This window comes from Diaphorobacter sp. MNS-0, assembly GCF_019602835.1.
GTDB lineage: Bacteria > Pseudomonadota > Gammaproteobacteria > Burkholderiales > Burkholderiaceae_C > Diaphorobacter > Diaphorobacter nitroreducens.
On record NZ_CP080761.1, the window covers coordinates 2309350 to 2330199 of the forward strand.

General features: G+C 70.0%; 19 protein-coding genes. 7 read left to right on the forward strand and 12 right to left on the reverse strand.

The genetic code is table 11. The features are described from left to right. Positions 1–13: 13 nt before the first annotated feature. From K2L43_RS10985 to mltG, 4 genes are read right to left on the reverse strand one after another with little or no spacing between them, the layout of a single operon-like run. Positions 14–373, reverse strand: a complete 360-nt coding sequence (locus K2L43_RS10985; RefSeq protein ID WP_088886564.1) for a PilZ domain-containing protein — start codon at positions 371–373, stop codon at positions 14–16. A gap of 16 nt (positions 374–389) precedes the next feature. Further along, positions 390–1385 carry a DNA polymerase III subunit delta' gene (locus K2L43_RS10990; protein WP_220637551.1) on the reverse strand — a complete coding sequence of 332 codons (996 nt, stop codon included), beginning with the start codon at positions 1383–1385 and terminating at the stop codon, positions 390–392. Next, entirely contained in the window at positions 1382–2035 is a 654-nt protein-coding gene (gene tmk / locus K2L43_RS10995; protein WP_220637552.1) for a dTMP kinase, read from the reverse strand. The genes K2L43_RS10990 and tmk overlap by 4 nt, the downstream gene beginning before the upstream one ends. Continuing rightward, positions 2032–3033: an endolytic transglycosylase MltG gene (mltG, locus tag K2L43_RS11000; RefSeq protein ID WP_255580435.1), complete on the reverse strand. Its 1002-nt coding sequence runs from the start codon at positions 3031–3033 to the stop codon at positions 2032–2034. The genes tmk and mltG overlap by 4 nt, the downstream gene beginning before the upstream one ends. A 45-nt stretch (positions 3034–3078) precedes the next feature. On the opposite strand from mltG, the gene K2L43_RS11005 reads away from it, so the two are divergent. Further along, on the forward strand, positions 3079–4014 hold the full coding sequence (locus tag K2L43_RS11005; protein ID WP_172207072.1) for a folate-binding protein YgfZ: 936 nt from the start codon (positions 3079–3081) through the stop codon (positions 4012–4014). Positions 4015–4073: 59 nt separating this feature from the next. Here K2L43_RS11005 and K2L43_RS11010 read toward each other — a convergent pair whose 3' ends face one another. The 3 genes from K2L43_RS11010 to K2L43_RS11020 all read right to left on the reverse strand — a co-directional run bounded on the left by K2L43_RS11010 (position 4074) and on the right by K2L43_RS11020 (position 6840). Further along, positions 4074–4937, reverse strand: a complete 864-nt coding sequence (locus K2L43_RS11010; RefSeq protein ID WP_103737937.1) for a YbgC/FadM family acyl-CoA thioesterase — start codon at positions 4935–4937, stop codon at positions 4074–4076. A 21-nt stretch (positions 4938–4958) separates the two neighbouring features. Continuing rightward, positions 4959–5885 (reverse strand): alpha/beta hydrolase, encoded by a 927-nt coding sequence (locus K2L43_RS11015; RefSeq protein ID WP_172209278.1) that lies wholly within the window; start codon positions 5883–5885, stop codon positions 4959–4961. A 79-nt stretch (positions 5886–5964) separates the two neighbouring features. Continuing rightward, positions 5965–6840 (reverse strand): 2-keto-4-pentenoate hydratase, encoded by an 876-nt coding sequence (locus K2L43_RS11020; RefSeq protein ID WP_047351362.1) that lies wholly within the window; start codon positions 6838–6840, stop codon positions 5965–5967. Between the two features lie 62 nt (positions 6841–6902). On the opposite strand from K2L43_RS11020, the gene K2L43_RS11025 reads away from it, so the two are divergent. Together K2L43_RS11025 and K2L43_RS11030 are read left to right on the forward strand one after the other, a co-directional pair. Further along, a complete protein-coding gene (locus tag K2L43_RS11025) occupies positions 6903–8039 on the forward strand; it encodes an iron-containing alcohol dehydrogenase (protein ID WP_047351363.1) in 1137 nt (378 codons plus the stop codon). A gap of 104 nt (positions 8040–8143) precedes the next feature. Beyond that, complete coding sequence (locus tag K2L43_RS11030; RefSeq protein ID WP_220637554.1) at positions 8144–9595, forward strand: PAS domain-containing protein; 1452 nt, start codon at positions 8144–8146, stop codon at positions 9593–9595. A gap of 30 nt (positions 9596–9625) precedes the next feature. On the opposite strand, the gene K2L43_RS11035 is transcribed toward K2L43_RS11030, so the two are convergent. The 3 genes from K2L43_RS11035 to K2L43_RS11045 all read right to left on the reverse strand — a co-directional run bounded on the left by K2L43_RS11035 (position 9626) and on the right by K2L43_RS11045 (position 14093). Beyond that, complete coding sequence (locus K2L43_RS11035) at positions 9626–10771, reverse strand: phospholipase (protein ID WP_220638993.1); 1146 nt, start codon at positions 10769–10771, stop codon at positions 9626–9628. Positions 10772–10799: 28 nt separating this feature from the next. Further along, complete coding sequence (locus K2L43_RS11040; RefSeq protein ID WP_047351366.1) at positions 10800–11624, reverse strand: HDOD domain-containing protein; 825 nt, start codon at positions 11622–11624, stop codon at positions 10800–10802. Positions 11625–11696: 72 nt separating this feature from the next. Continuing rightward, the gene (locus K2L43_RS11045) at positions 11697–14093 is read right to left on the reverse strand and encodes a Tex family protein (RefSeq protein WP_220637555.1); all 2397 of its coding nucleotides are present in this window, start codon (positions 14091–14093) and stop codon (positions 11697–11699) included. A gap of 90 nt (positions 14094–14183) precedes the next feature. On the opposite strand from K2L43_RS11045, the gene K2L43_RS11050 reads away from it, so the two are divergent. From K2L43_RS11050 to K2L43_RS11060, 3 genes are read left to right on the forward strand one after another with little or no spacing between them, the layout of a single operon-like run. Further along, positions 14184–15668, forward strand: coding sequence for an NYN domain-containing protein (locus tag K2L43_RS11050; protein ID WP_255580436.1), 1485 nt, complete (start codon positions 14184–14186; stop codon positions 15666–15668). Further along, positions 15665–16072: a hypothetical protein gene (locus tag K2L43_RS11055; protein ID WP_220637557.1), complete on the forward strand. Its 408-nt coding sequence runs from the start codon at positions 15665–15667 to the stop codon at positions 16070–16072. Before K2L43_RS11050 ends, K2L43_RS11055 begins: the two co-directional genes overlap by 4 nt. Before the next feature lie 3 nt (positions 16073–16075). Further along, on the forward strand, positions 16076–17173 hold the full coding sequence (locus K2L43_RS11060) for a DUF72 domain-containing protein (RefSeq protein WP_220637558.1): 1098 nt from the start codon (positions 16076–16078) through the stop codon (positions 17171–17173). A 145-nt stretch (positions 17174–17318) separates the two neighbouring features. Here the strand turns inward: K2L43_RS11060 and K2L43_RS11065 are convergent, their stop codons facing one another. Then, positions 17319–18725 (reverse strand): MFS transporter, encoded by a 1407-nt coding sequence (locus tag K2L43_RS11065; protein WP_220637559.1) that lies wholly within the window; start codon positions 18723–18725, stop codon positions 17319–17321. Then, positions 18722–19960, reverse strand: coding sequence for a multidrug effflux MFS transporter (locus tag K2L43_RS11070; protein ID WP_047351372.1), 1239 nt, complete (start codon positions 19958–19960; stop codon positions 18722–18724). The genes K2L43_RS11065 and K2L43_RS11070 overlap by 4 nt, the downstream gene beginning before the upstream one ends. A gap of 231 nt (positions 19961–20191) precedes the next feature. Here K2L43_RS11070 and K2L43_RS11075 point away from each other — a divergent pair, with 231 nt between their 5' ends. Next, complete coding sequence (locus tag K2L43_RS11075; RefSeq protein WP_220637560.1) at positions 20192–20830, forward strand: DUF1566 domain-containing protein; 639 nt, start codon at positions 20192–20194, stop codon at positions 20828–20830. The last annotated feature ends 20 nt before the right edge of the window (positions 20831–20850 follow it).

Below are 20850 nucleotides of genomic sequence, written 5' to 3' on the forward strand. Positions count from 1 at the left end.
CGAAGGGTTGCCCTTAGATGGTCTGCGTAGGCCGTTCAGACGCCAGGGCCGTGCCCAGCACTTCCTCGATCTTGTGCTTGAGCTGGCGCGACTTCTCGTCCTTGGGGAACTGGATGCCCACGCCCTGCGTGCGGTTGCCCGCGGCGCGCGCGGGTGTCACCCAGGCCACGCGGCCGGCCACGGGGTAGCGCTGCGGGTCGTCGGGCAGCGTGAGCAGCACGTACACATCATCGCCCAGCTTGTATTCGCGCGCCGTGGGCACGAAGATGCCGCCCTCTTCGAAGAACGGGATATAGGCCGCGTACAGCGCGGCCTTTTCCTTGATGTTCAGCTGCATGACGCTGGGGCGCGGCGCTGTGGAGGGACTGCTCATAGGTCGTAGAAGGCTTTCAATGGCGCGAGTTTAGTGTGTGGCGCGCCTGCGCCACAAGCGACTCCAGCATCAGGCCGGCGTTGAAGGGGTGCTCGGCCGTACGCGCCTCCTTGGCGAGGGCGCGCGACCAGCGCGTGAGCGCCCCCACGCCGGGCGGCGCGGGCAAGTCGGCGGGCGAGAAATAGCGCGGCTGTGCACCCACGCGTTGCGCCAGCAGATCGTGGCAGAGCTTTTGCAAGGCATCTACGGCCTGTGCGGGTTCCAGCCCGGCCAGCGCCGACACGTCGCCGCGCGCCACGGCCTTGGGCAGCAGCGCCCAGGTCTGCGGGCTTCGGCCCGCACGCGCCAGGGCCAGTGCGTCGTCAGGCCGGCCGCCGGCGGCGCGCAGCAGGGCCTCGGCCGCGTCAGCGGGCACGCCCTGCTCTACCAGCCATTGCTGGCTTTGGGCCGGATCGGGCCACTGCAGGGTGTGCCCCAGGCAGCGGCTGCGGATGGTGGGCAGCAGTTCGTGCGCGGCCTCGGTGGCCAGCACAAAGCGCACGTCGCCCGGAGGCTCCTCCAGCGTCTTGAGCAGCGCGTTGGCCGTCACATGGTTCATCTGCTCTGCCGGGTAGACCAGCACGGCCTTTCCGCGGCCGCGCCCGCTGGTGCGCTGGGCGAACTCCACCGCGTCGCGCATGGCCTCGACGCGGATCTCGCGGCTGGCCTTGCGCTTCTTGTCCTCGATCTCGGCCTGCGCCTTCTCGGGCAGCGGCCAGCCCAGGGCCAGCGCCTGCGTTTCGGGCATGAGCACGCACAGGTCGGCATGCGTATGCACATCGATGCCATGGCAGCTGGCGCACTGGCCGCAGGCGCCGTGCGCGGTGGGCGCATCGCACAGCCAGGCGCGCACCAGCTCCAGCGCCAGCGCGTACTGGCCCAGGCCGGACGGGCCCTGCAGCAGCCACGCGTGGCCGCGCTGGGCCAGCAGCGCCTGGCGCTGCGCGGCAATCCAGGGGGCGACCGCACTCATGGCGTCTGCGCCAGCCAGCCGCGTGCGGCCACTACGGCACGCAGCTGCGCGGCAACCTGCTCGCGCGGCTGCGACGAGTCGATGCGCGCAAAGCGCTGCGGCGCTCCCGCGGCGCGGTCGGCATAGCCGCGCGCCACGCGGGTGAAGAATTCCACAGGCTGCGACTCGAAGCGGTCGGGCGCGCGCGCGGCGGACAGGCGCTGCGCGGCCACCTCAGGTGGCACGTCGAACCACAGCGTGAGGTCCGGGCTTCGCATCAAATCGGGCTGCAGACCAACACCAGTCTGCGCAAGGCGCTCCATATACGATAGCACCTCCAGATCGAAGCCGCGCCCTGCGCCCTGGTAGGCAAAGGTGGCATCGGTGAAGCGATCGCACAACACCACCTCGCCGCGTGCCAGCGCCGGCTCGATCACGCAGCGCAGATGGTCGCGCCGCGCGGCGAACACCAGCAGCGCTTCGGTCAGCGCGTCCATGCTGTCGTGCAGCAGCATCTCGCGCAGCTTCTCGGCCAGCGGCGTGCCGCCGGGCTCGCGCGTCAGGGTCACGGTATGCCCCGCAGCGCGCAGCGCCTGGGCCAACGCGTCGATGTGCGAGGACTTGCCCGCGCCGTCGATGCCCTCGAAGGTGATGAATGCGCCGTTGGTCATTTCTGGCCGCGTTGGCAGCGGTTCACCGCACGGTTGTGGTCTTGGAGCGTGCTGCTGAAGTGGCTGGAACCGTCGCCGCGCGCCACGAAGTACAGCGCCTTGGTGGGCGCGGGCTGCACCGCGGCCAACAGCGCCGCCTTGCCGGGCATGGCAATCGGCGTGGGCGGCAGGCCCGCACGTGTGTAGGTGTTGTAGGGGGTGTCGGCGGTCAGGTCACGGCGGCGCAGATTGCCGTCGAACTTCTCACCCAGGCCGTAGATCACCGTGGGGTCGGTCTGCAGCAGCATGCCCACACGCAGGCGGTTGCTGAACACGCCGGCGATCTGCGCGCGGTCTTCGGCGCGGCCGGTTTCCTTCTCGACGATGCTCGCCAGGATCAGCGCCTGGTCGGCGGATTGGAGCGGCGTGTCCGGCGCGCGCTGCGCCCAGGCCGCGTCTAGGCGCCGGTCCATGGCGTGCAGCGCGCGACGCAGCACGGCAATGTCGCTGCTGCCCTTGGCATAGGTGTAGGTGTCGGGAAAGAAGCGCCCCTCCGCCGGCACGCCCGCGCGGCCCAGGCGCTCCATGATGTCCGCGTCGCTCAGGCCCTGGCTGTCGGGCTTGAGCTGCTCGGCCCGCGCCAGCGCCTGGCGCACCTGGCGGAAGGTCCAGCCTTCCACCAGCGTGACGGCGCGCAATGCCTCCTCGCCGCGCACCAGCTTCTGCAGCAGCGCGTAGGGGCTGGTGCCCTGGGGAATCTCGTAGTTGCCGGCCTTGATCTCGCGGTCCTTGCCCGACAGCCGGAACCACAGGAACAGCACGTCAGCATCCGTGGCCATGCCCGACCGCACCACCGCGCGGGCCACGCTGCGTGGCGTGGTGCCAGGCTCGATCTCCAGCTCCAGCGGCTGGCCGGCGGGCACGTCCGCGCGCACCGGCAACGGCGCCTGCAGCCACCAGGCGGCCACAGCGCCCACGGCGATCACGATGAGCAACACCAATGCGAGGAAACGACGCACAACCCTGCAGCCTGTATGAAAGAAGCCGGGCATCATAATTCAGCCATGACCGACTCCATGCCAGTGCCCCCGTCCCTGCCTGCGGACGGCGTAGTCCCCCTGTCCCACCTTGGCGTGATCCGCGTGGCCGGTGAAGACGCCGCCAAGTTCCTGCACGGCCAGCTGACGCAGGACTTCGCGCTGCTGGATCTGCACCACGCCCGCCTGGCGGCGTTCCTGACCGTCAAAGGCCGCATGCAGGCCAGCTTCATCGCCTTCAAGCGCAGCGAGGCCGAGGTACTACTGGTCTGCGCCCGCGACCTGCTGGCGCCCGCGCTCAAGCGCCTGTCGATGTTCGTGATGCGCGCCAAGGCCAAGCTGACCGATGCCACCGGCGACTTTGCGCTGTACGGCCTGCTGGGCGACGCCGCCCGCGCCGTGCTACCCGCTGGCGAGCCCTGGGCCAAGGCCGATGTGGGGGATGCCAGCGTGGTGCAGCTCTACCCCGCCGAAGGGCAGCCGCGCGCGCTGTGGGTAGCGCCCGCTGGCAGCGCTGCGCCCGCCGGCGCAGCCCTGACCGAAGCGCTGTGGCTGTGGAGCGAGGTGCGCAGCGGTATCGCCACCCTGACCGCGCCCGTGGTCGAGGCCTTCGTGCCGCAGATGCTGAACTATGAGTCCGTGGGCGGCGTGAACTTCAAGAAGGGCTGCTACCCCGGCCAGGAGGTCGTGGCGCGCAGCCAGTTCCGCGGCACGCTCAAGCGGCGCACTTACCTGGCGCACGCTCCGTCGGCCGTGGCCGTGGGTGCTGAAGTGTTTGCCGACGGTGACGCCGAACAGCCCGTGGGCACGGTGGTGCAGGTTGCGGCCGCACCCACCGGCGGCGTGGATGCGCTGGTGTCGCTGCAGATCGCAGCCACCAGCGGTGCCCTGCAGGTGGGCGCAGCGGATGGCGTGGCGCTCACGCTGCTGCCGCTGCCCTACGCGCTGCTGGAAGACATTTAAGCAAAAACAGGCGCTAGCGCTTATTTGACAAGCGCTAGCAGCTATCAATAAAGAAGCAGTCAGCCCTGCAGACTGCGCCGCATGGTGATGTGGGCAATGCCCGCCTCCTCATACGGTTGGCCTACGGCCTCAAAACCTGCGCGGCGGTAGAACGCCTCGGCGCTGCACTGGGCATGCAGCGTGACCTGCGCGTCGCCGCGCGCGCGCGCCGCCTGCACCAATGCGTCCAGCACCATGCGGCCCCAACGCTGGCCGCGCAACACGCGGTCCACTGCCATACGGCCAATGCGCGCCTCGCCCGGCGCATCCTGCAGCAGTCGGCCCGTCGCCACGGGCAGACCCAGGCGGTTGTAGGCGACGGCGTGCACGGCGGTGGCGTCCAGCGCGTCCAGCTCGATCTCGGGCGCAATCCCCTGCTCCTGCACGAACACCGCCGTGCGCAGCGCCGTGGCGTCGCGCCCCAGCGTGGCCCAGTCGCCCATGCGCAGCTCCACCATCTCGCCGCCGGCCTCGAAGTGCTCGATCATCGCGCGCAGCGCGGGCGGCACCGCGCGCTTGGTCTGCGTAGCGGGGTCGGCAAACACATAGACCAGTTCCACGGTCACCAGCAGCCGATCGCCAGCGAACATGCTGGCCTCGAACACCAGCGACGTGGTGCCCACGCGCGCGCAGCGCATGCCCACGTCCAGCAGGTCGTCGAGCCGGGCCGAGGCGTGGTACTCGACGCTGGCTTTCTTGAGGTACACCTCGCCGCCCAGCGCCTGCATGCCGGTTTCGTACGGCAACGCCAGCGCGCGCCAGTATTCGGTCATGGCGCAATCAGCGTAGGTGAGGTAGTGGGCATTGAAGACGATCTTCTGGATGTCCACCTCTGACCAGCGCACGCGCAGGCGGTGAAAACAGCGAAAGTCAGAGCGTTGCATGGCGTGTTTCCGTCGAAGGGATCAGTCGAGTTGAAAGGCGCTGCGCAGCGCGGCGGCAGCATCGGCATGGGCCTGGCGCGCCTCGGGAAGGGCGCGACCCATCTTGATGAATTCGTGCGTCACGCCGCGGTAGATCTCGAGCTGCACCGGCACGCCCGCGGCACGCAGCTTGTCCGCGTACTCCACGCCCTCGTCCACCAGCGGGTCGTACTCGGCCAGACCGATCCAGGCCGGCGCCACGCCCTCGGCGTCGGGCGCGAGCAAGGGGGCGAAGCGCCAGTCCTCGCGCTCGGCGCGGCTGGGGATGTACTGGTCGAAAAACCAGCCAATGGCCGCGCGTTCGAGCACCAGGCCGTGCGCGAACTCGGTGTGCGAGGGCGTGTCCTGGTGCGCCGTGGTGCCGGGGTAGATGAGCAACTGCAGCGCCAGGGGCAGCCCGGCATCGCGCGCCTGCAGAGCGCACACCGCGGCCAACGTGCCGCCTGCGCTGTCGCCGCCCACCGCCAGGCGCGACGGGTCGGCGCCCAGCGTGGTGGCGTGCTGCGCCAGCCAGGCCAGCGCGTCCCACGCATCGTCGCTGGCCGTGGGGAACGGATGCTCGGGCGCGAGCCGGTATTCCAGCGACACCACCATGCAGCCGGCCAGCCGCGCCAACTCGCGGCACAGCACGTCGTGGGTGGCAATGCTGCCGATGGTGAAGCCGCCACCGTGCAGGTACAGCAGCAACGGCAGCGCCTGCGCGTCAGAGGCCGTGGGTGCATACAGGCGCGCGGGCAGCGGGGTGCCGTCGCGTGCGGGGATGCGCAGGTCTTCCACGCGCGGCAAGGCCGCCTTGGGCAGCTCCAGCACCCCGGCACCCAGTTCATAGGCAGCGCGGGCCTGTGCAGGGCTCAGGGTGTGCAGTGGGGGGCGCCCGGCGCGCGCCATGCCGTCGATGACGTTGCGCATCTGCGGCGTGAGCCGCGCGTGGTGGGGGGAAGGCACATGGGAAGCGGAACCGGGCGTCGTCAACGGAAAAGTCCTTGGGTTATTGGAAGTGCACCTGCACCGGCTGCGCGCCGGGCAGGCCCAGATAGGTTGCCGTGACGCTCAGGCCGGCGCGCGGGGGCAGCAGCGGAGAAAACGACCCCAGGCTCACCAGGTCGCCGGGCTGCAGCGTGATCTCCTCCTGCTGCAGCGCCTGGGCCAGCCAGACCACGGCGTTGAGCGGATGCCCGAGGATATCGCTGCCCTTGCCGCTGGCGAGCAGCGCGCCGGAATGGTCCGTGAGCTGCACGGTCATGCGCTCCAGCGCGTCCAGCAGCGCATAGCGCTCGCCGCGCGTCGCTGGCACGGCGATAGGCTGCCCGGCGATACCCAGGCGCGCGCCCACGTTGATCGCGCCTACGCCGGCGCCGTTGAGCTGGGGCGGCGCCTGCACCACCAGGTCGGGTAGCTCGATGAAGGGGATCACCTGGTCGATGTGCTGCAGCACCTCCTCGGGCGTACGCGCGTGGTTGACGGCGGCGTCCTTCACGCGTACCAGCAGGTCGGCCTCGTACAGCGGGCGCGCCCCAAACGCGGCGGGCACGGTGCTGCCGCCGGGGCGCACCATGCCCTCGTACAGCTTGCCCCACACCGGCTTGTCGGTGTTGAAGCGCTTTTGCACCGCGGGGTTGGTGAGGCCGGCTTTGTAGCCCACCACCTTGCCCAGGCGGGCGCCCAGCAGCGCATTGAACTTGGCGCGGGTGCAGGCGCCGTCGGCGTCAGACAGCGCCGGGAAGTTGGGCGCGGGGGTCTTGGCGGCGTAGTGCGAGGCCATCGCTCCCACCGCAGCGTCGCTGAGGCACTCGGCCTGGGCGCCCAGGCCGGTCGCCAAGGTGACCCCCGCGCACAGGGCGATGAGGGTTTGCTTCATGGTCATGCGTGTCTCCTGGTTGTAGTGTGTCGGGCGATCCTACTGGCACTCCCTCTCTTTCGCACACCATGGCTTTCATCTACTACGTCACCCAGATCCAGTTCGAATTCGGCGCCGTGCGCCTGCTCGCAGCAGAATGCGAGCGCATCGGCATCACCCGCCCCCTGGTGGTCACCGACCCCGGCGTGAAGGCCGCCGGCGTGCTGCAGCAGGCGCTGGACGCCCTGCCCGGCCTGAACGTCGCCGTGTTCGACCAGACGCCCTCCAACCCCACCGAAGCGGCCGTGCGCGCGGCCGTGGAACTCTACAAGGCCCAGGGCTGCGACGGCCTGATCGCCGTGGGCGGTGGCAGCGCCATCGACTGCGCCAAGGGCATCGCCATCGCCGCCACGCACGACGGCCCGCTCACGCACTACGCCACCATCGAGGGGGGTTCGCCGCGCATCACCGAGCGCGCCGCGCCGCTGATCGCCGTGCCCACCACCAGCGGCACCGGCAGCGAGGTGGCGCGCGGCGCCATCATCATCGTGGATGACCACCGCAAGCTGGGCTTTCACTCCTGGCACCTGGTGCCCAAGGCCGCCATCTGCGACCCCGGCCTCACGCTGGGCCTGCCGCCCCTGCTGACGGCCGCCACAGGCATGGACGCCGTCGCGCACTGCATGGAAACCTTCATGTCCGCCGCGTTCAACCCGCCGGCGGACGGTATTGCGCTCGATGGTCTGGAGCGCGGCTGGCACCATATCGAGGCCGCCACGCGCGACGGCCAGGACCGCGACGCGCGCCTGGCCATGATGAGCGCCAGCATGCAGGGCGCCATGGCCTTCCAGAAGGGCCTGGGCTGCGTGCACTCCCTGAGCCACAGCCTGGGCGGGCTGAACCCGCGCCTGCACCACGGCACGCTGAACGCCGTGTTCCTGCCCGCCGTGGTGCGTTTCAACGCGCAAGCCGAATCGGTGCGCAAAGAGCGCCGCCTGGAGCGCATGGCCCATGCCATGGGCCTGGCCTCCGCCAGCGACATCCCCGATGCCATCCGCGACATGAGCGCACGCCTGGGCCTGCCCACGGGCCTGGCGGCCATGGGCGTGACCGACGCCGTGTTCGACGACGTGATCAAGGGCGCCCTGGCCGACCACTGCCACAAGACCAATCCCCGCCTGGCCACGCCGGACGACTACCGGGAGATGCTGGTCCAGTCGCTCTGACCCGCGGCAGCGTCCGCCGAGCAGGCGCCCGGCGGCCTCGCTACACTGGTGCGCTTAACATTTATTAACACGCATTCCGCCCGTTCGGCGGGGCCGCGTACCGCATGCGCACACACCCGCTTTCCAAATGGCTGACGCAAGGCACCTACCCGCGCCTGTACGTTCCCATTGTGCTGATCATGGTGGCGGTCACGCTGGTGCGCTACCACGCGCTGGTGGGCGCCGAGCGTGAGGAGGCGCAGCTGCGCATGCGCGCGGAGCTGCAGGCAGCCTCGTACGCCGTGCTACAGGTGCTGGACGAGCCTGCCGGCAATGCCGCAGCGCAGGAGCGCCTGCGCCAGGCCGCGCAGGTCGCGGACGCACCGATCCAGTCCATCCGCTGGGAACTGCCCTCCCGCCCGGCCGTCGACCTGCGCAACGCGATGCCGCCCACCAAGGCGCCGCCGTGGTTCGTGCAGCTGCTGGACCTGCCCACGCCGCGCCACACGGTGGCGCACCGGCTGGCGGACGGCCGCACGGGGCAGCTGGCGCTGGCGCTGTGGCCCCAGCACTACGTGGACCGCGCCTGGAGCGCTATGGCCACACAGTTGCGCATCACGGCGCTGAACATCTTCACCATCCTGCTCCTGCTGACCCTGATCCTGCGCGCGAACGACCGCATGCTGGACCGCATGCGGCACGCAGCGGAGCGCTTCAAGCAAGGCCACCTGGACGCGCGCATACGCCGCACGGGCACGCTGGAGGCGCGCGAAATCGCCGACACCTTCAACGACATGGCGGGCAAGGTCCAGTCCTTGGTGCTGTCCCTGCAGGAAACCCAGCGGCAGCAGAACGAGCAGCTGCACTTTCGCCGCCAGCTGGTGAACGCCCTGCCCCTGCCTTTGTTCGTGCTGGGCGCGGATGGCGCGCACCTGGAGACCAACAAAGCCTGGCGCGAACTGCTCAATGCCTCCCGCCCTTCCACCGTCGCGGGCACGCTGGACCAGCTCTGGGCCGACGGCGTGGACTCCTCCATCGTCCTGGCCCAGCGGCTGTCCGACCGGCCCTCGGGATGGCAGGCCACCGTCCGCCCCCTGCAGGGCGTGCCGCACGAGATGACCTGCTACCACGCCACCTTCACCGCGCCCGATGGCGTACCCGCCGGCACCATCGGCGTGCTGGTGGACATGACGGAGCACACCCAGGCACTGCAGGCAGAGCGCGCCGGCCGCGCGTGTGCGGAGGCCGCGCTGGACGCCGTGGCCGATGGCGTCATCACCATCGACGCGCAGGGCCTCGTGCGCACGATCAACGGCGCGGCCCAACGGGTCATCGGGCTCGCGCTGGGGCAGACGGTCGGCCGCCACGTCGATGAGGTCTTTCGCCTGGAGCCACCGCACTCCGTGCTCCCCGCCGCGGCAGCGCAGGGGCATGCTGCGCACGGCGCGGGCGCCGCGGCCACCGCGATCCTCGCCTGCCATTCGGGTGCGCCGCGCACGGTGGACTACTCCGTGGCGGCCGTGCACGCGCCCGACGGCACCGCCGCGGGCCACGTACTGGTCTTTCGCCCCCGGTGACGTTGCCGCGGCACGCCGCGGCGGACACGCTCACAGCGGCTGGACGCGGGCGGGCTCAGGCCGCCGCAGCCACTGCGCCCACTCGTCCGCCAGCTGCTGCGCCGCCGCCGCCGCGGTGCTCCAGGCACGGGCGCGCGCGGCCGTATCGGTGCCGTAGCGGGTGAAATCGGTGCGGTCCGGCAGCTTGCCGCCGGGCAGGCTGCGCACCCAGTCGGGATGGGGCGACAGCAGCACCATGCGGTCCAGCGCCGGCGTGGCGCGGTGGCGCCAGGGCAACCCCTTGTCCATCCAGCCGGGTACCACGCGGTGCTGGAAGTGCGGGTAGAGCACGATCCCCGGTGCACTTTCTAAGCCGTTTTGGCCTGCAACACCCGCGGGTAAAGCGGTATCAGCTATATTTTTAATAGCGATTGGCGCCTGATAACGCAGGTGCAGGTGGTAGTCGGTGATGCCCCCATCCCAGTAGGCGCCGCGCGGTGCGCCGGCGATGTCGTGCACGGCGCGCAGCACGAAGGGAATGGAGCAACTGGCCTGCAGCGCGGGCATGAAGTTCTGCGCGGTCAAGGCCACCTGGTGGGTGCGGAAGTCGCGCACGTCAAACGGCAGTGCGCCCGGCGCAGCGGTGGAGAACACCACGCGGTCCAGCCACAGCGCCAGCGCGCGGCGGTGCAGCGCATTACTGGCGAAAGCGCCCAGGTAGCCCAGCGGCGTGCCCCAGCGGTGCTCGCGCGCCAGCAGGTGGCGCCCGCGCGCGGCGACGATGTGCAACCGGTAGCGCGCATGGCCCAGCACCGTGTCCACACGGCCGCCAAAAAAGGCCTGCAGGTTCTGCCCGAACTGCGCGCTCACCGCGTCCGCCGTCGGGCGGCGCGCGCCGGGGGGCAGCTCGTACTCCTGGTGGATGTAGTCGTGCTCCAGGCGCACGAAGGCGGCCAGGCTGTGGTCCAGGCAAGCCGTGGCCATGCGCCACGCGCCGATCGACGCACCTATCAGGTCCACCGGCTGCGCCGACTGCGGCAGCCATTCACCAAAAACAAACCGGTCCAGCGGGCCGAGGATGAGTCCCTTCGGGCCGCCCGCGGCCGCGGGAATCACGGCCACGTCGCTCGGCGCCAGGCCATGGCGCCCGATGTGCTGCAGCGCCTGCGGACCGGCATGGATGCACAGCGCCTTCATCACGCCCCCGCCCCACGCATGCGCCGGCTCACACGTAATCGCCCGCGTCGGGGCGGACCTTCCAGTCAATCGGGTCCTGCTGCAGCACCATGTCGATGTCCAACCCCAGCGCGATACCGACTTCGCCGGGGAAAGACCCCGCCAGCTCGCGCGCATCCAGCCCTGCCTCGCGCGCGCGGGCGCGCCACGCAGCCAGGTGCAGCACGCCCGCCAGCGGCTCGTACACATCGTTGTCGAACGGCGCATGGTGGTGGCGCAGCGCGTCCACCACGGTCTCGGGCAACTGCCAGCGCCAGGCCAGCCCTGCGCTCACATGGGCGTAGCAGTAGCCGCACAGGTGCTGCTCCAGCCGGGCGCGGCGCAGGTCCAGCGGGCCCACCAGGCTGTTGAGGGTCTGCATGCGGCCCGCGTCGGCCAGGTGCATGGCCAGCTCGCCCACCCCGTGCAGCAGGCCGGCCGTGTAGGCGGCGATCTGGTTGTGGTGCACCAGCCCGGCGAGCGCGCGTGCCACTTTGGCCGTGTGCAGGCTGTAGCGCCAGAAGTGCTGCAGGTTCATCCCCGGCACCGAGCGCGACGTGGTCCCCAGCGGCGCGGACGCCACCAGCGCGCGCAGTTGGGACACCCCCAGGAGCGCCAGCGCCTCAGGAATACCGCCGATCTGGCGCTGCGCGGCGAATGGAGGCGTGTTCGCCTCTTCCAGCAGGCGTGCGGCCAGTGCAGGGTCGGTGCCGAAGAGCTGGTTCAGGCGCCGCAGGTTGGGCTCGACCGCGCTCAGCTCGTTCATCAGCAGCGCCACCGCGCGTGGCAGGCTGGGCAGCGTGATGGGCTGCTCCAGCAGTGCGTTCAACTCCATGGATCGGATCGCCCAGACAGGAAAGTCGGGCCATTATCCATGCAACTCTTACGGTTGTTTACGGGCAGCGCTTCAGCGCTTGCCCTGCTGCAGCTTGGCGAAGGCCGAGGCCATGGCCGAGGGCTGCGCCGGCTCGGCCGCGCGGCGCGGCGCGGCGTAGCCGCGGCCCGCGCCTTCGAAGCGGTTGTCGCGCGGGCCGTCGCGGCGCGCGGGTGCGGCGTCCAGCTTCATGCTGAGGCTGATGCGCTTGCGCGCCGCATCCACCTCCAGCACCTTCACTTTGACGATGTCGCCGGTCTTGACCACCTCGCGCGCATCCTGAACGAACTTGTGGCTGAGCTGGCTCACGTGCACGAGCCCATCCTGGTGCACGCCCAGGTCCACGAAGGCGCCGAACTGGGCCACGTTGCTCACCGTGCCCTCCAGCACCATGCCCTCGCGCAGGTCGGCAATGTCTTCCACACCCTCGTTGAAGCGCGCCACCTTGAAGTCGGGGCGCGGATCGCGGCCGGGTTTTTCCAGCTCGCCCAGAATGTCGCGTACGGTGATCACGCCGAACTTCTCGTTGGCGAACAGCTCGGGCTTGAGCGTCTTGAGCATCTCGGCGCGGCCCATGAGCTCGGCCACCGGCTTGCCGGTCTTTTCCATGATCTGCTCGACCACGGGGTAGGTCTCGGGGTGCACGCCGGTAATGTCCAGCGGGTTGTCGCCATCGCGGATGCGCAAGAAGCCCGCCGCCTGCTCAAAGGTCTTGGCGCCCAGGCCGCTGACCTCCATGAGCTGCTTGCGGTTCTTGAAGGCGCCGTGCTGCTCGCGCCAGCGCACCACGGCCTTGGCCACGCTGCCCGACAGGCCCGACACGCGCGCCAGCAGCGGCGCGCTGGCGGTGTTCAGATCCACGCCCACGGAGTTCACGCAGTCCTCGACCACGGCGTCCAGCGTGCGCGCCAGCTCGCTCTGGTTCACGTCGTGCTGGTACTGGCCCACGCCGATGCTCTTGGGCTCGATCTTCACCAGCTCGGCCAGCGGGTCCTGTAGGCGGCGCGCAATGCTGGCGGCGCCGCGCAGGCTCACGTCCACGTCGGGCATTTCCTGGCTGGCGTACTCGCTGGCGGAATACACCGAGGCGCCGGCCTCGCTCACCACTATCTTTTCAATAGCTGGTAGCGCCTGACCCGCCTGGTCTACCGCCTGTTCTTGCATTAATTTGATCAACTCGGCCGCCAGCTTATCGGTTTCGCGGCTGGCGGTGCCGTTGCCGATGGCGATGAGCTGCACGCCGTGCTTCATGCACAGGCGGCCCAGCGTGGCCAGGCTGCCGTCCCAGTCGCGGCGCGGCTCGTGCGGGTAGACGGTGGCGGTCTCCACCAGCTTGCCGGTGCGGTCCACCACGGCCACCTTCACGCCGGTGCGGATGCCGGGGTCCAGCCCCATCACGGCGCGCGGGCCGGCGGGCGCGGCCAGCAGCAGGTCGCGCAGGTTGTCGGCAAACACCTTGATGGCCACCTTCTCGGCCTCCTCGCGCAGGCGCGAGAACAGGTCACGCTCGGTGGACAGGCTGAGCTTCACGCGCCAGGTCCAGGCCACGCACTTGCGCAGCAGGTCGTCGCTCTTGCGGCCCTGGTGGCTCCAGCCCAGGTGCAGGGCGATCTTGCCCTCGGCGAGGCTGGGCTGGCCCGGCTCGGGCTTGAACGTGGAATTCACCTGCGGCTCAGGCAGCACCAGCTTGGCCTCCAGAATCTCCAGCGCGCGGCCGCGGAACACCGCCAGCGCGCGGTGCGAGGGCACGCGGCCGATGGGCTCGTCGTACTCGAAGTAGTCGCGGAACTTGGCCACCTCGGGGTCGTTCTCGTTCTTGCCATCCACCTTCTTACTGCGCAAGAGCCCCTCGGCCCACAGCCATTCGCGCAGCGACTGCACCAGCACGGCGTCCTCGGCCCAGCGCTCGGACAGGATGTCGCGCACGCCGTCGAGCACGGCGAAGGTGGTCGAGAAGTCGGGCCCCGGCTTGCCGTCATCGAGCGTGGTGGCGGGCTGGCAGAAGGCCTGGGCCTCGGCGTGCGGGTCCAGCGTGGGGTCGGCCAGCAGCTTGTCGGCCAGGGGCTCGATGCCGAACTCGCGGGCAATCTGGCCCTTGGTGCGGCGCTTTTGCTTGAACGGCAGGTAGATGTCTTCCAACTCCTGCTTCGTTGGAGCAGCAGCAATGGCAGCGCGCAATGCGTCGGTCAGCTTGCCCTGCTCGTCGATGCTTTTCAACACGGCCACGCGGCGGTCTTCCAGTTCGCGCAAGTAGGCCAGGCGCGCTTCGAGCTCGCGCAGTTGCACATCGTCCAGGCCGCCGGTCACCTCCTTGCGGTAGCGCGCGATGAAGGGCACGGTGGCCCCGCCATCGAGCAACTCCACCGCTGCGCGGACCTGGGATTCGGTGACTTTGATTTCTGCGGCCAACTGCCGAACGATCTGCTGCATGTGCCTTCTGAGACGGGTCAAAACACGAAGCGCGCAGTTTGCCACAGGGCCATGGGCCAAAATGGCCGCGTCCAACTCGTTGTCCCACGCATGAAAAGCGCCCTGTTCGTCGATTTCGACAATGTTTTCTCCGGCCTGCGCCGGCTGGATCCCATAGCGGCCGACCATTTCGCCTCCCAACCACAGTCATGGATGCACTGGATTGCCCAATCGCTAGAGCCTCCACCACACGCAACAGCTGGCGCGCGGCGCCTGCTGGTGCGCCGCTGCTACTTGAACCCGCAGGTGTACCAACGTTTTCGCCCCGCGTTCAACCGCGCCGGCTTTGAGATCATCGACTGCCCCGCAATGACCAGCGGCGGCAAGACCAGCACCGACATCCACATGGTGCTGGATATCGTGGATCTGCTGCAGCACCAGGTGCACTACGACGAGTTCATCGTGCTGTCAGCGGACGCCGACTTCACGCCCGTGCTGCGCAAGCTGCGCCGCTGGGACAGGCGCACGACTGTGCTGGCAATCGGATTTCCCTCGGCGGCATACCAGGCCAGTGCTGACCTGCTGATCGACCAAGATGCCTTTTTGCGCGAAGCGCTGCGCCGCGAGGAGACCGAAACACCCGCCGCCGTATCAGCGCCACCCATGTCACCCGCTCCATCGCAGGCCAGCCTCATCCAGGCTGCGGCCCGTTTCATCAGCCAGTCCGTGGCCCATTCGGACAGGCCTGTCGCCCTGCCATGGCTGGCCAGCAAGGCGCCAATCCAAGTGGTCGGGCTGGATGCTGTCACCTGGGCTGGGCTGGGCAGTTTTCGTAAGCTGGTGGATTCACTGCGCCTGGCCCCACTCGTTGTGGACTGGGAATCAGGCGTGGTGCTCGACCCCGCACGCCACACCCCTTCTGTACCCACGGGCGCCCTACCCGTCCCGGACCAAAACACCCTGGCCGCCATCGCCCAACTGGTGCGCGCCGAAGTGGTCAAGGCGAAGGCGCCCGTGCCCTGCGGGCGGCTGGCCCAGGCGATCATCGACCAGTATGGAGTGGCTGCATCCGACTGGTGCGGCAAGGGATCGTTTCGCAAGCTGCTGGAGGCGCTCTCGCTGGCACCATTGCGTGTCGACTGGACCAATGGCGGCGGCCACGTTCTGCACCCGCAACAACAGAACAATGGGCTGGTGGAGTGGGGCCGCGATGGCGATCTATTGCCACTGCTGAGGCAGGTCAACGCCGCCACCGGCATGCCGCTTCTGCCACCGCCCGCCTTCCAGGCCCTGCTGGCCCAGATTGCCGCCGACGCCACCCACCACCCCTTTTCCCTCACCGAAACCGGCAAGCGTGTGCGCGACCGCTGCCGAGATGCTGGACTGCCCATCAACCGCAGCACAGTGAGCTTCGTGCTCAAGGGCATCTTGCTCGGAGGCCACATGTTCGGAGAACACACTAATGATGCGCATGCGCTGGGCACACGGTTCGTGAACAGCATTCTCGATCTGTGCCAGACCGAGCAGCTGACCCTGGACGACGCACAGAAAGAGCAATTGCGTGACTGGGCCACGCGTGGCGCACCACCGCAGTGACTCCCGCCCCTCCCTTCCCACTCCGCACCGAATGCCCGCCCGGCGCCTGCGTGTGCGAGCGCGACGCGCTGATGCGCACGCCCGGCGGTGATGTGCGTATCCTGCGCCTCACGCGCGACGAGGAAAAGCGCCTCGTGCAGCGCCTGGAGAGCCTCACCAGCCTGGCCGACCTGCGCCACATGGAGCAGCGCCTGTTCGAGCAGCTCGGCGTGCGCCTGACCATCGGCACCAGCCCCAACGAGGTGCGCAGCCTGCGTGGCATCACCGTGCTGGTCCAGGACCAGCCGGGCCTGTGCCGCAAGACGCGCCAGGCCATCCCTGCGGCCATCAAGAAAAGCATGGACCGGCACCCCGAGATCGTCTACGCACTGCTCAACGCGGGCGGCCTGTTCGAGGGCCTGTGATCCATGCAGGACGATCTGTTTGGCGGTGCGCCGCCATCGCCCTCAGCATCGCCCTCAGCACCGCCACGACCACCGGAAGACACCCCCGCCCGCCCACGGGAAAAGTCGCCCACCCGCCGCACCGGCGTGCATCCCGCCGCCTGGGGCGACGATCTGCACGCACTCGCCAACCGGCTGCCGCCCACGCTGCGCCTGGGCACCTCCTCCTGGAGCTACCCTGGATGGCAGGGCCTGGTGTGGGAGGGGGCGCATTCCGAACAGCTGCTGGCCCGCAAAGGCCTGCCCGTGCTGGCCCAGCATCCGCTGATGCGCACCGTGAGCATCGACCGGAGCTTCTACCGCCCGCTCACGGCCAGCGACTATGCGCGCTACGCGGCCCAGGTGCCGGCGGACTTCCGCTTTGTGGTCAAGGCGCCCAGCCTGGTCACCGACGCGCTGGTGCGCAGCGAGGACGGCCGTGGACGCGAGCCCAACCCGGCCTTCCTGGATGCGCAGTTGACCGCCCAGGAGTTCGTGGCGCCCGCACTGGAGGGGCTGGGCCAGCGCACCGGCGCGCTGGTGTTTCAGCTGAGCCCGCTGCCCTGGAACCTGCTGGACCGCCTGCCCGAGGTGTTGGAGCGACTGCGCACGCTCTTGCAGGCCCAACCGGCGCTATGCCCCACGGCGCCCGACGCCGTGCTGGCCGTCGAGGTGCGCGACCCCGAATGGCTGGCGCCCGCGCACCTGCCCCACTTCGCCGACGTACTGCGCAGCAGCGGCGCTACCTACTGCCTGGGCCTGCACGCGCGCCTGTCGCCCCTGGCCGAGCAACTACCGCTGCTGCGCCTGCTCTGGCCCGGCCCACTGGTCTGCCGGTGGAACCTGAACCCCGTGCACGGCCCGCAGGGGTATGAAGCCGCTGAAAAGGGCTACGCGCCCTACGACCGCATTCACGACCCCGATCCCGACAACCTGGCGCTGCTGGCGCGCACGGTGGCGGGCATCTGCGGACGGGGCCAAAACGCCTTCGTGACCATCAGCAACCACGCGGAAGGCTGTGCGCCGCTGACGGCACAGCGGCTGGCGGAACAGGTGGTTTTTTATGATCAAAAACATCTCTAACGCTTATCTGGCATGCGCTGGCAGCTATCTTTTCTGACGATATGACGATCACGGACTGCGCGCCCGCACGACGTTCTTCTTGCGCCAAAGGGAGGCCAAGAACACCGCCCAGATGGGGCGCACAAGCGCCACGGCTCTGCCTCTGTTACCGCTGCCTCACCCGCAGCGAGCTGCACACCCCCGCCACCACCGCGCACGCCCTTGCCACCAGCAGTGCCAGCGACTCCGCGCTTCCATCGTGCCCAGGCCGCAGGGCGAAGATGGCCGCGAGCGACACGGCGCCCAGTGTCTGGCCCGTCAGGCGCGCGGTGCCCAGCATGCCGCTGGCCGCGCCGCTGCGGTGCAGCGGGGCCGAGGTGACGATGGTGTGGTTGTTGGGCGACTGGAACAGCGCAAAGCCGGCACCGCACAGCGCCATGCGCCAGGCCACGTTCCAGTCCGCGGGCTGCGCGGGCATCAGGCCCAGCGAGACCAGGCCGGCAGCAAACACCGCCATGCCAATGCCGCCGAGCAGGCCGTCCGGGTAGCGGCCAATCAACCGGCCCGCCAGCGGCGCCACCACGGCGGTGGCCAGGGGCCAGGCCGTGATGAGCATCCCGGCCTCCAGATGGGTGCGGCCCTGCGCCTCCAACAGCAGGAAGGGCAGCGACAGAAAGCCCAGCATCTGCGCGCAGAACGCCCCCACGGACGAGCCCATCGACAGGGCGAACACCGGAATGCGCAGCAGGTCCACCGGAAACAGCGGCGCCGCCAGGCCGCGCTGGCGCCACAGGAACACCGCCCCCACGGCCACACCCACGGCCAGCAGGATCGCACCCGTGGCCGCGCTGCCGCCCTGCGCCGCGCTGCGCACGCCCAGTTGCTCCCCGCCCAGGAACAGCAGCGTGAACATGGCGCCGTTGAGTAGCACGTCGATGGCGGAAAAGCGCGGCGCATGGTTGGCGGATGGAGGATTGGCCGGCAGCGCGCGCCGCCCCAGCCACCAGACGCCCACGCCCAAGGGCAGGTTCATGGCAAACAGCCAGGGCCACGACGCCACCGACAGGATGGCCGCCGCCACCGACGGCCCCGCCATGGACGCGGTGGCCACCACCAGCGAATTGATGGCCATGCCGTGGCCCAGCTGCGCGCGCGGATAGATCAGGCGCACCAGCGCCGCGTTCACGGCCATCACGCCCGCGGCGCCCAGGCCCTGCAACGCCCGCGCGGCAATCAAGGCGGGCATGCTGGCCGCCAGCATGGCGCCCACCGACGCCAGCGCGAACAGCGCCATGCCCACCAAGTACACGCGCCGATAGCCCACGCGCTCGCCCAGCGCGGCCAGCGGCAGCAGCACGACCAGCGTGGCGAGCTGGTAGGCGTTGACCACCCACACGCTCTGCGCCGCGCCCGACTGCAACTGGCGTGCGATGTCGGGCAGCGCCAGGTTGACGATGCTGCTGTCGAGCACCGCCAGCGTGAGCCCGAGAACGATCACCAGCATCGCCTGGCGGCGTGCGGGCTGCGGCAGGCCGTCGGCCAGGGGCGGCGCACCCACGGGTAAGCCGCTCATGGCCGGCGCTCCGGGGCGATGTCTTTCGCGGCGCCGTGCGCGATGCGCTGCGCGCCCGCCGGCCCCAGCGTGATCCAGGTCAGCGCCACCCCCGTCAGCGCCCCTGTGGCCATGCCCACCACCATGGGCAGGGGCGCGTCGCTGGCAAACAGGCCCACCGCCGCCATGGCGAGGGTGCCGATCAGCATCTGCAGCGTGCCCATGAGGGCGGACGCCGTCCCCGCAATGGTGCCGTGCTCCTCCAGCGCCAGCACGGAGGTGGTGGGGATCACCAGCCCCATCAGCGCGCTGGCGACGAAGTACAGCACCAGCAGCACGGCCAGCCGGTCGCCGCCCAGCAGGTAATGCGCCAGCAGGGCCAGCATGACCGCGCCCGCGCCGCTGGCGGCCGCCTTCACCACCGGCGCCATGCCGTAGCGCCGCCCCAGCCGCGCCGTGAGCTGCGCGCTGGCGAAGAAGGCCGCCGCGTTGACCGAAAACGCCACGCTGTACTGCACGGGCGACAACCCGTAGTGGTTGATCAGCACGAAAGGCGAGCCCGCCAGGTAAACGAAGAAACCCGCCATGGAGCAGCCGCCGATGCCCACCAGCCCCAGGTAGTGCCAGTCGCGCAGCAGCGTCGTGTAGGCCGCGGCCGCGCTGCCCACGGAGCTGCGCACCCGCTGGCCGGCGGGCCGTGTCTCGTGCAGCGCCCGCTGGACCAACACCAGCCCGGCCAGCGCCGCCACCGCCACCACCCAGAACACGCCGCGCCAGCCGGCCAGCGCGATCACGCCGCTGCCCACCAATGGCGCCAACAAGGGCGACACGCTGAACACCAGCATCAGCAGCGACATGAGCCGGGCCGCCTCGGTGCCCGTGTGCAGGTCGCGCACCACCGCGCGCGGAATCACCATGCCCGCCGCCGCACCGAGCCCCTGCACAAAGCGCAGCAGCACGAGCGTGTGCACGTCTGTCGCCAGCGCGCAGCCCACGCTGGCCAGCGTGAACAGGCCCAGCCCGAAGAACAGTGGCGGCCTGCGCCCGACCATGTCGGACACCGGGCCGTAGACCAACTGGCCCACGCCCAGTGCGAGGAAGAAGGCCGTCAGGCTCCACTGCACCGCCCCCACGTCGGCCCGCAGCGCCGCGCCGATGGCCGGCAGCGCCGGCAGGTACATGTCGATGGCAAATGGGCCGATGGCAGAGAGCAGGCCCAGGATCAGGGCCATGCGGAAGAACGGGGAAAAGGGCATTCGGGCGATTGTCGCCACACTGGCCGGATCGTGCTGGCGCGCTGCGCGAAGGCCCACATCGCCTCCCATGCAGCGCCGCGGCCGGCACCCGCGTGCGTTCGATGGCCGCAAAAGCCGCCCTTCCAACCCGCTGTTCAGGGGTTGCCTGGCCCTGCCGCCGCCCGACAATCGCGTGCGCGGCTCGGCCGCACTGTTCCTGCCGTCCTGTACTGCCTCGCCCGGAGACACCGCATGCCCCTGCCCCCGATCGCCCCCGCCCTGCGCGGCTGGGCCGCCACCCTGGCCCTGTGCGCTGGCGCCCTGCTCCTGGCCGCGCCCGCCCTCGCCGCCACGGACCGTGAGGACGAGGCCGACGACGCCCCGCCCGTTCCGGTCGCGCCCGCCCAGCCGGTGCTGGTGCCGTCGCCCGACGGCGCGCTGGTGATCGATACGCAGGCACGGCTGGCCTGGCCGCGCTGCGCGCAGGGCATGCAATGGACAGGCGCCACCTGCACCGGCGTGGCCCTGCGCTACACCTACGGCGAGGCCCAGGCGCTGGTGCGCCAGCGCTGGAAGGACGAGGGCTTGCGCTGGCGCCTGCCGCGCGTGCCCGAGCTGCGCCGACTGGTCAACCGCAACGCGCAGCCGCCCTCGGTCGACCCCCAACTCTTTCCCAATGCGCCCCTGGAATGGCACTGGACCGGCACCGCCAGCGTCAACACCCTCAGCGTGAACCCCTACGCCTACGGCAATGTGGCGCGCGGCGGCGCGGGCGAGAGCAGCCTGTCGGTGCAGCAGGGCTGGGCCGTGGACATGACCAGCGGCGAGGCCCGCGGCGACGTGGGCCGCAGCACGCGCCTGCCCATACGGCTGGTGCGCCCGGCGCCCTGAGCGGACGCTCTGCGCACCCT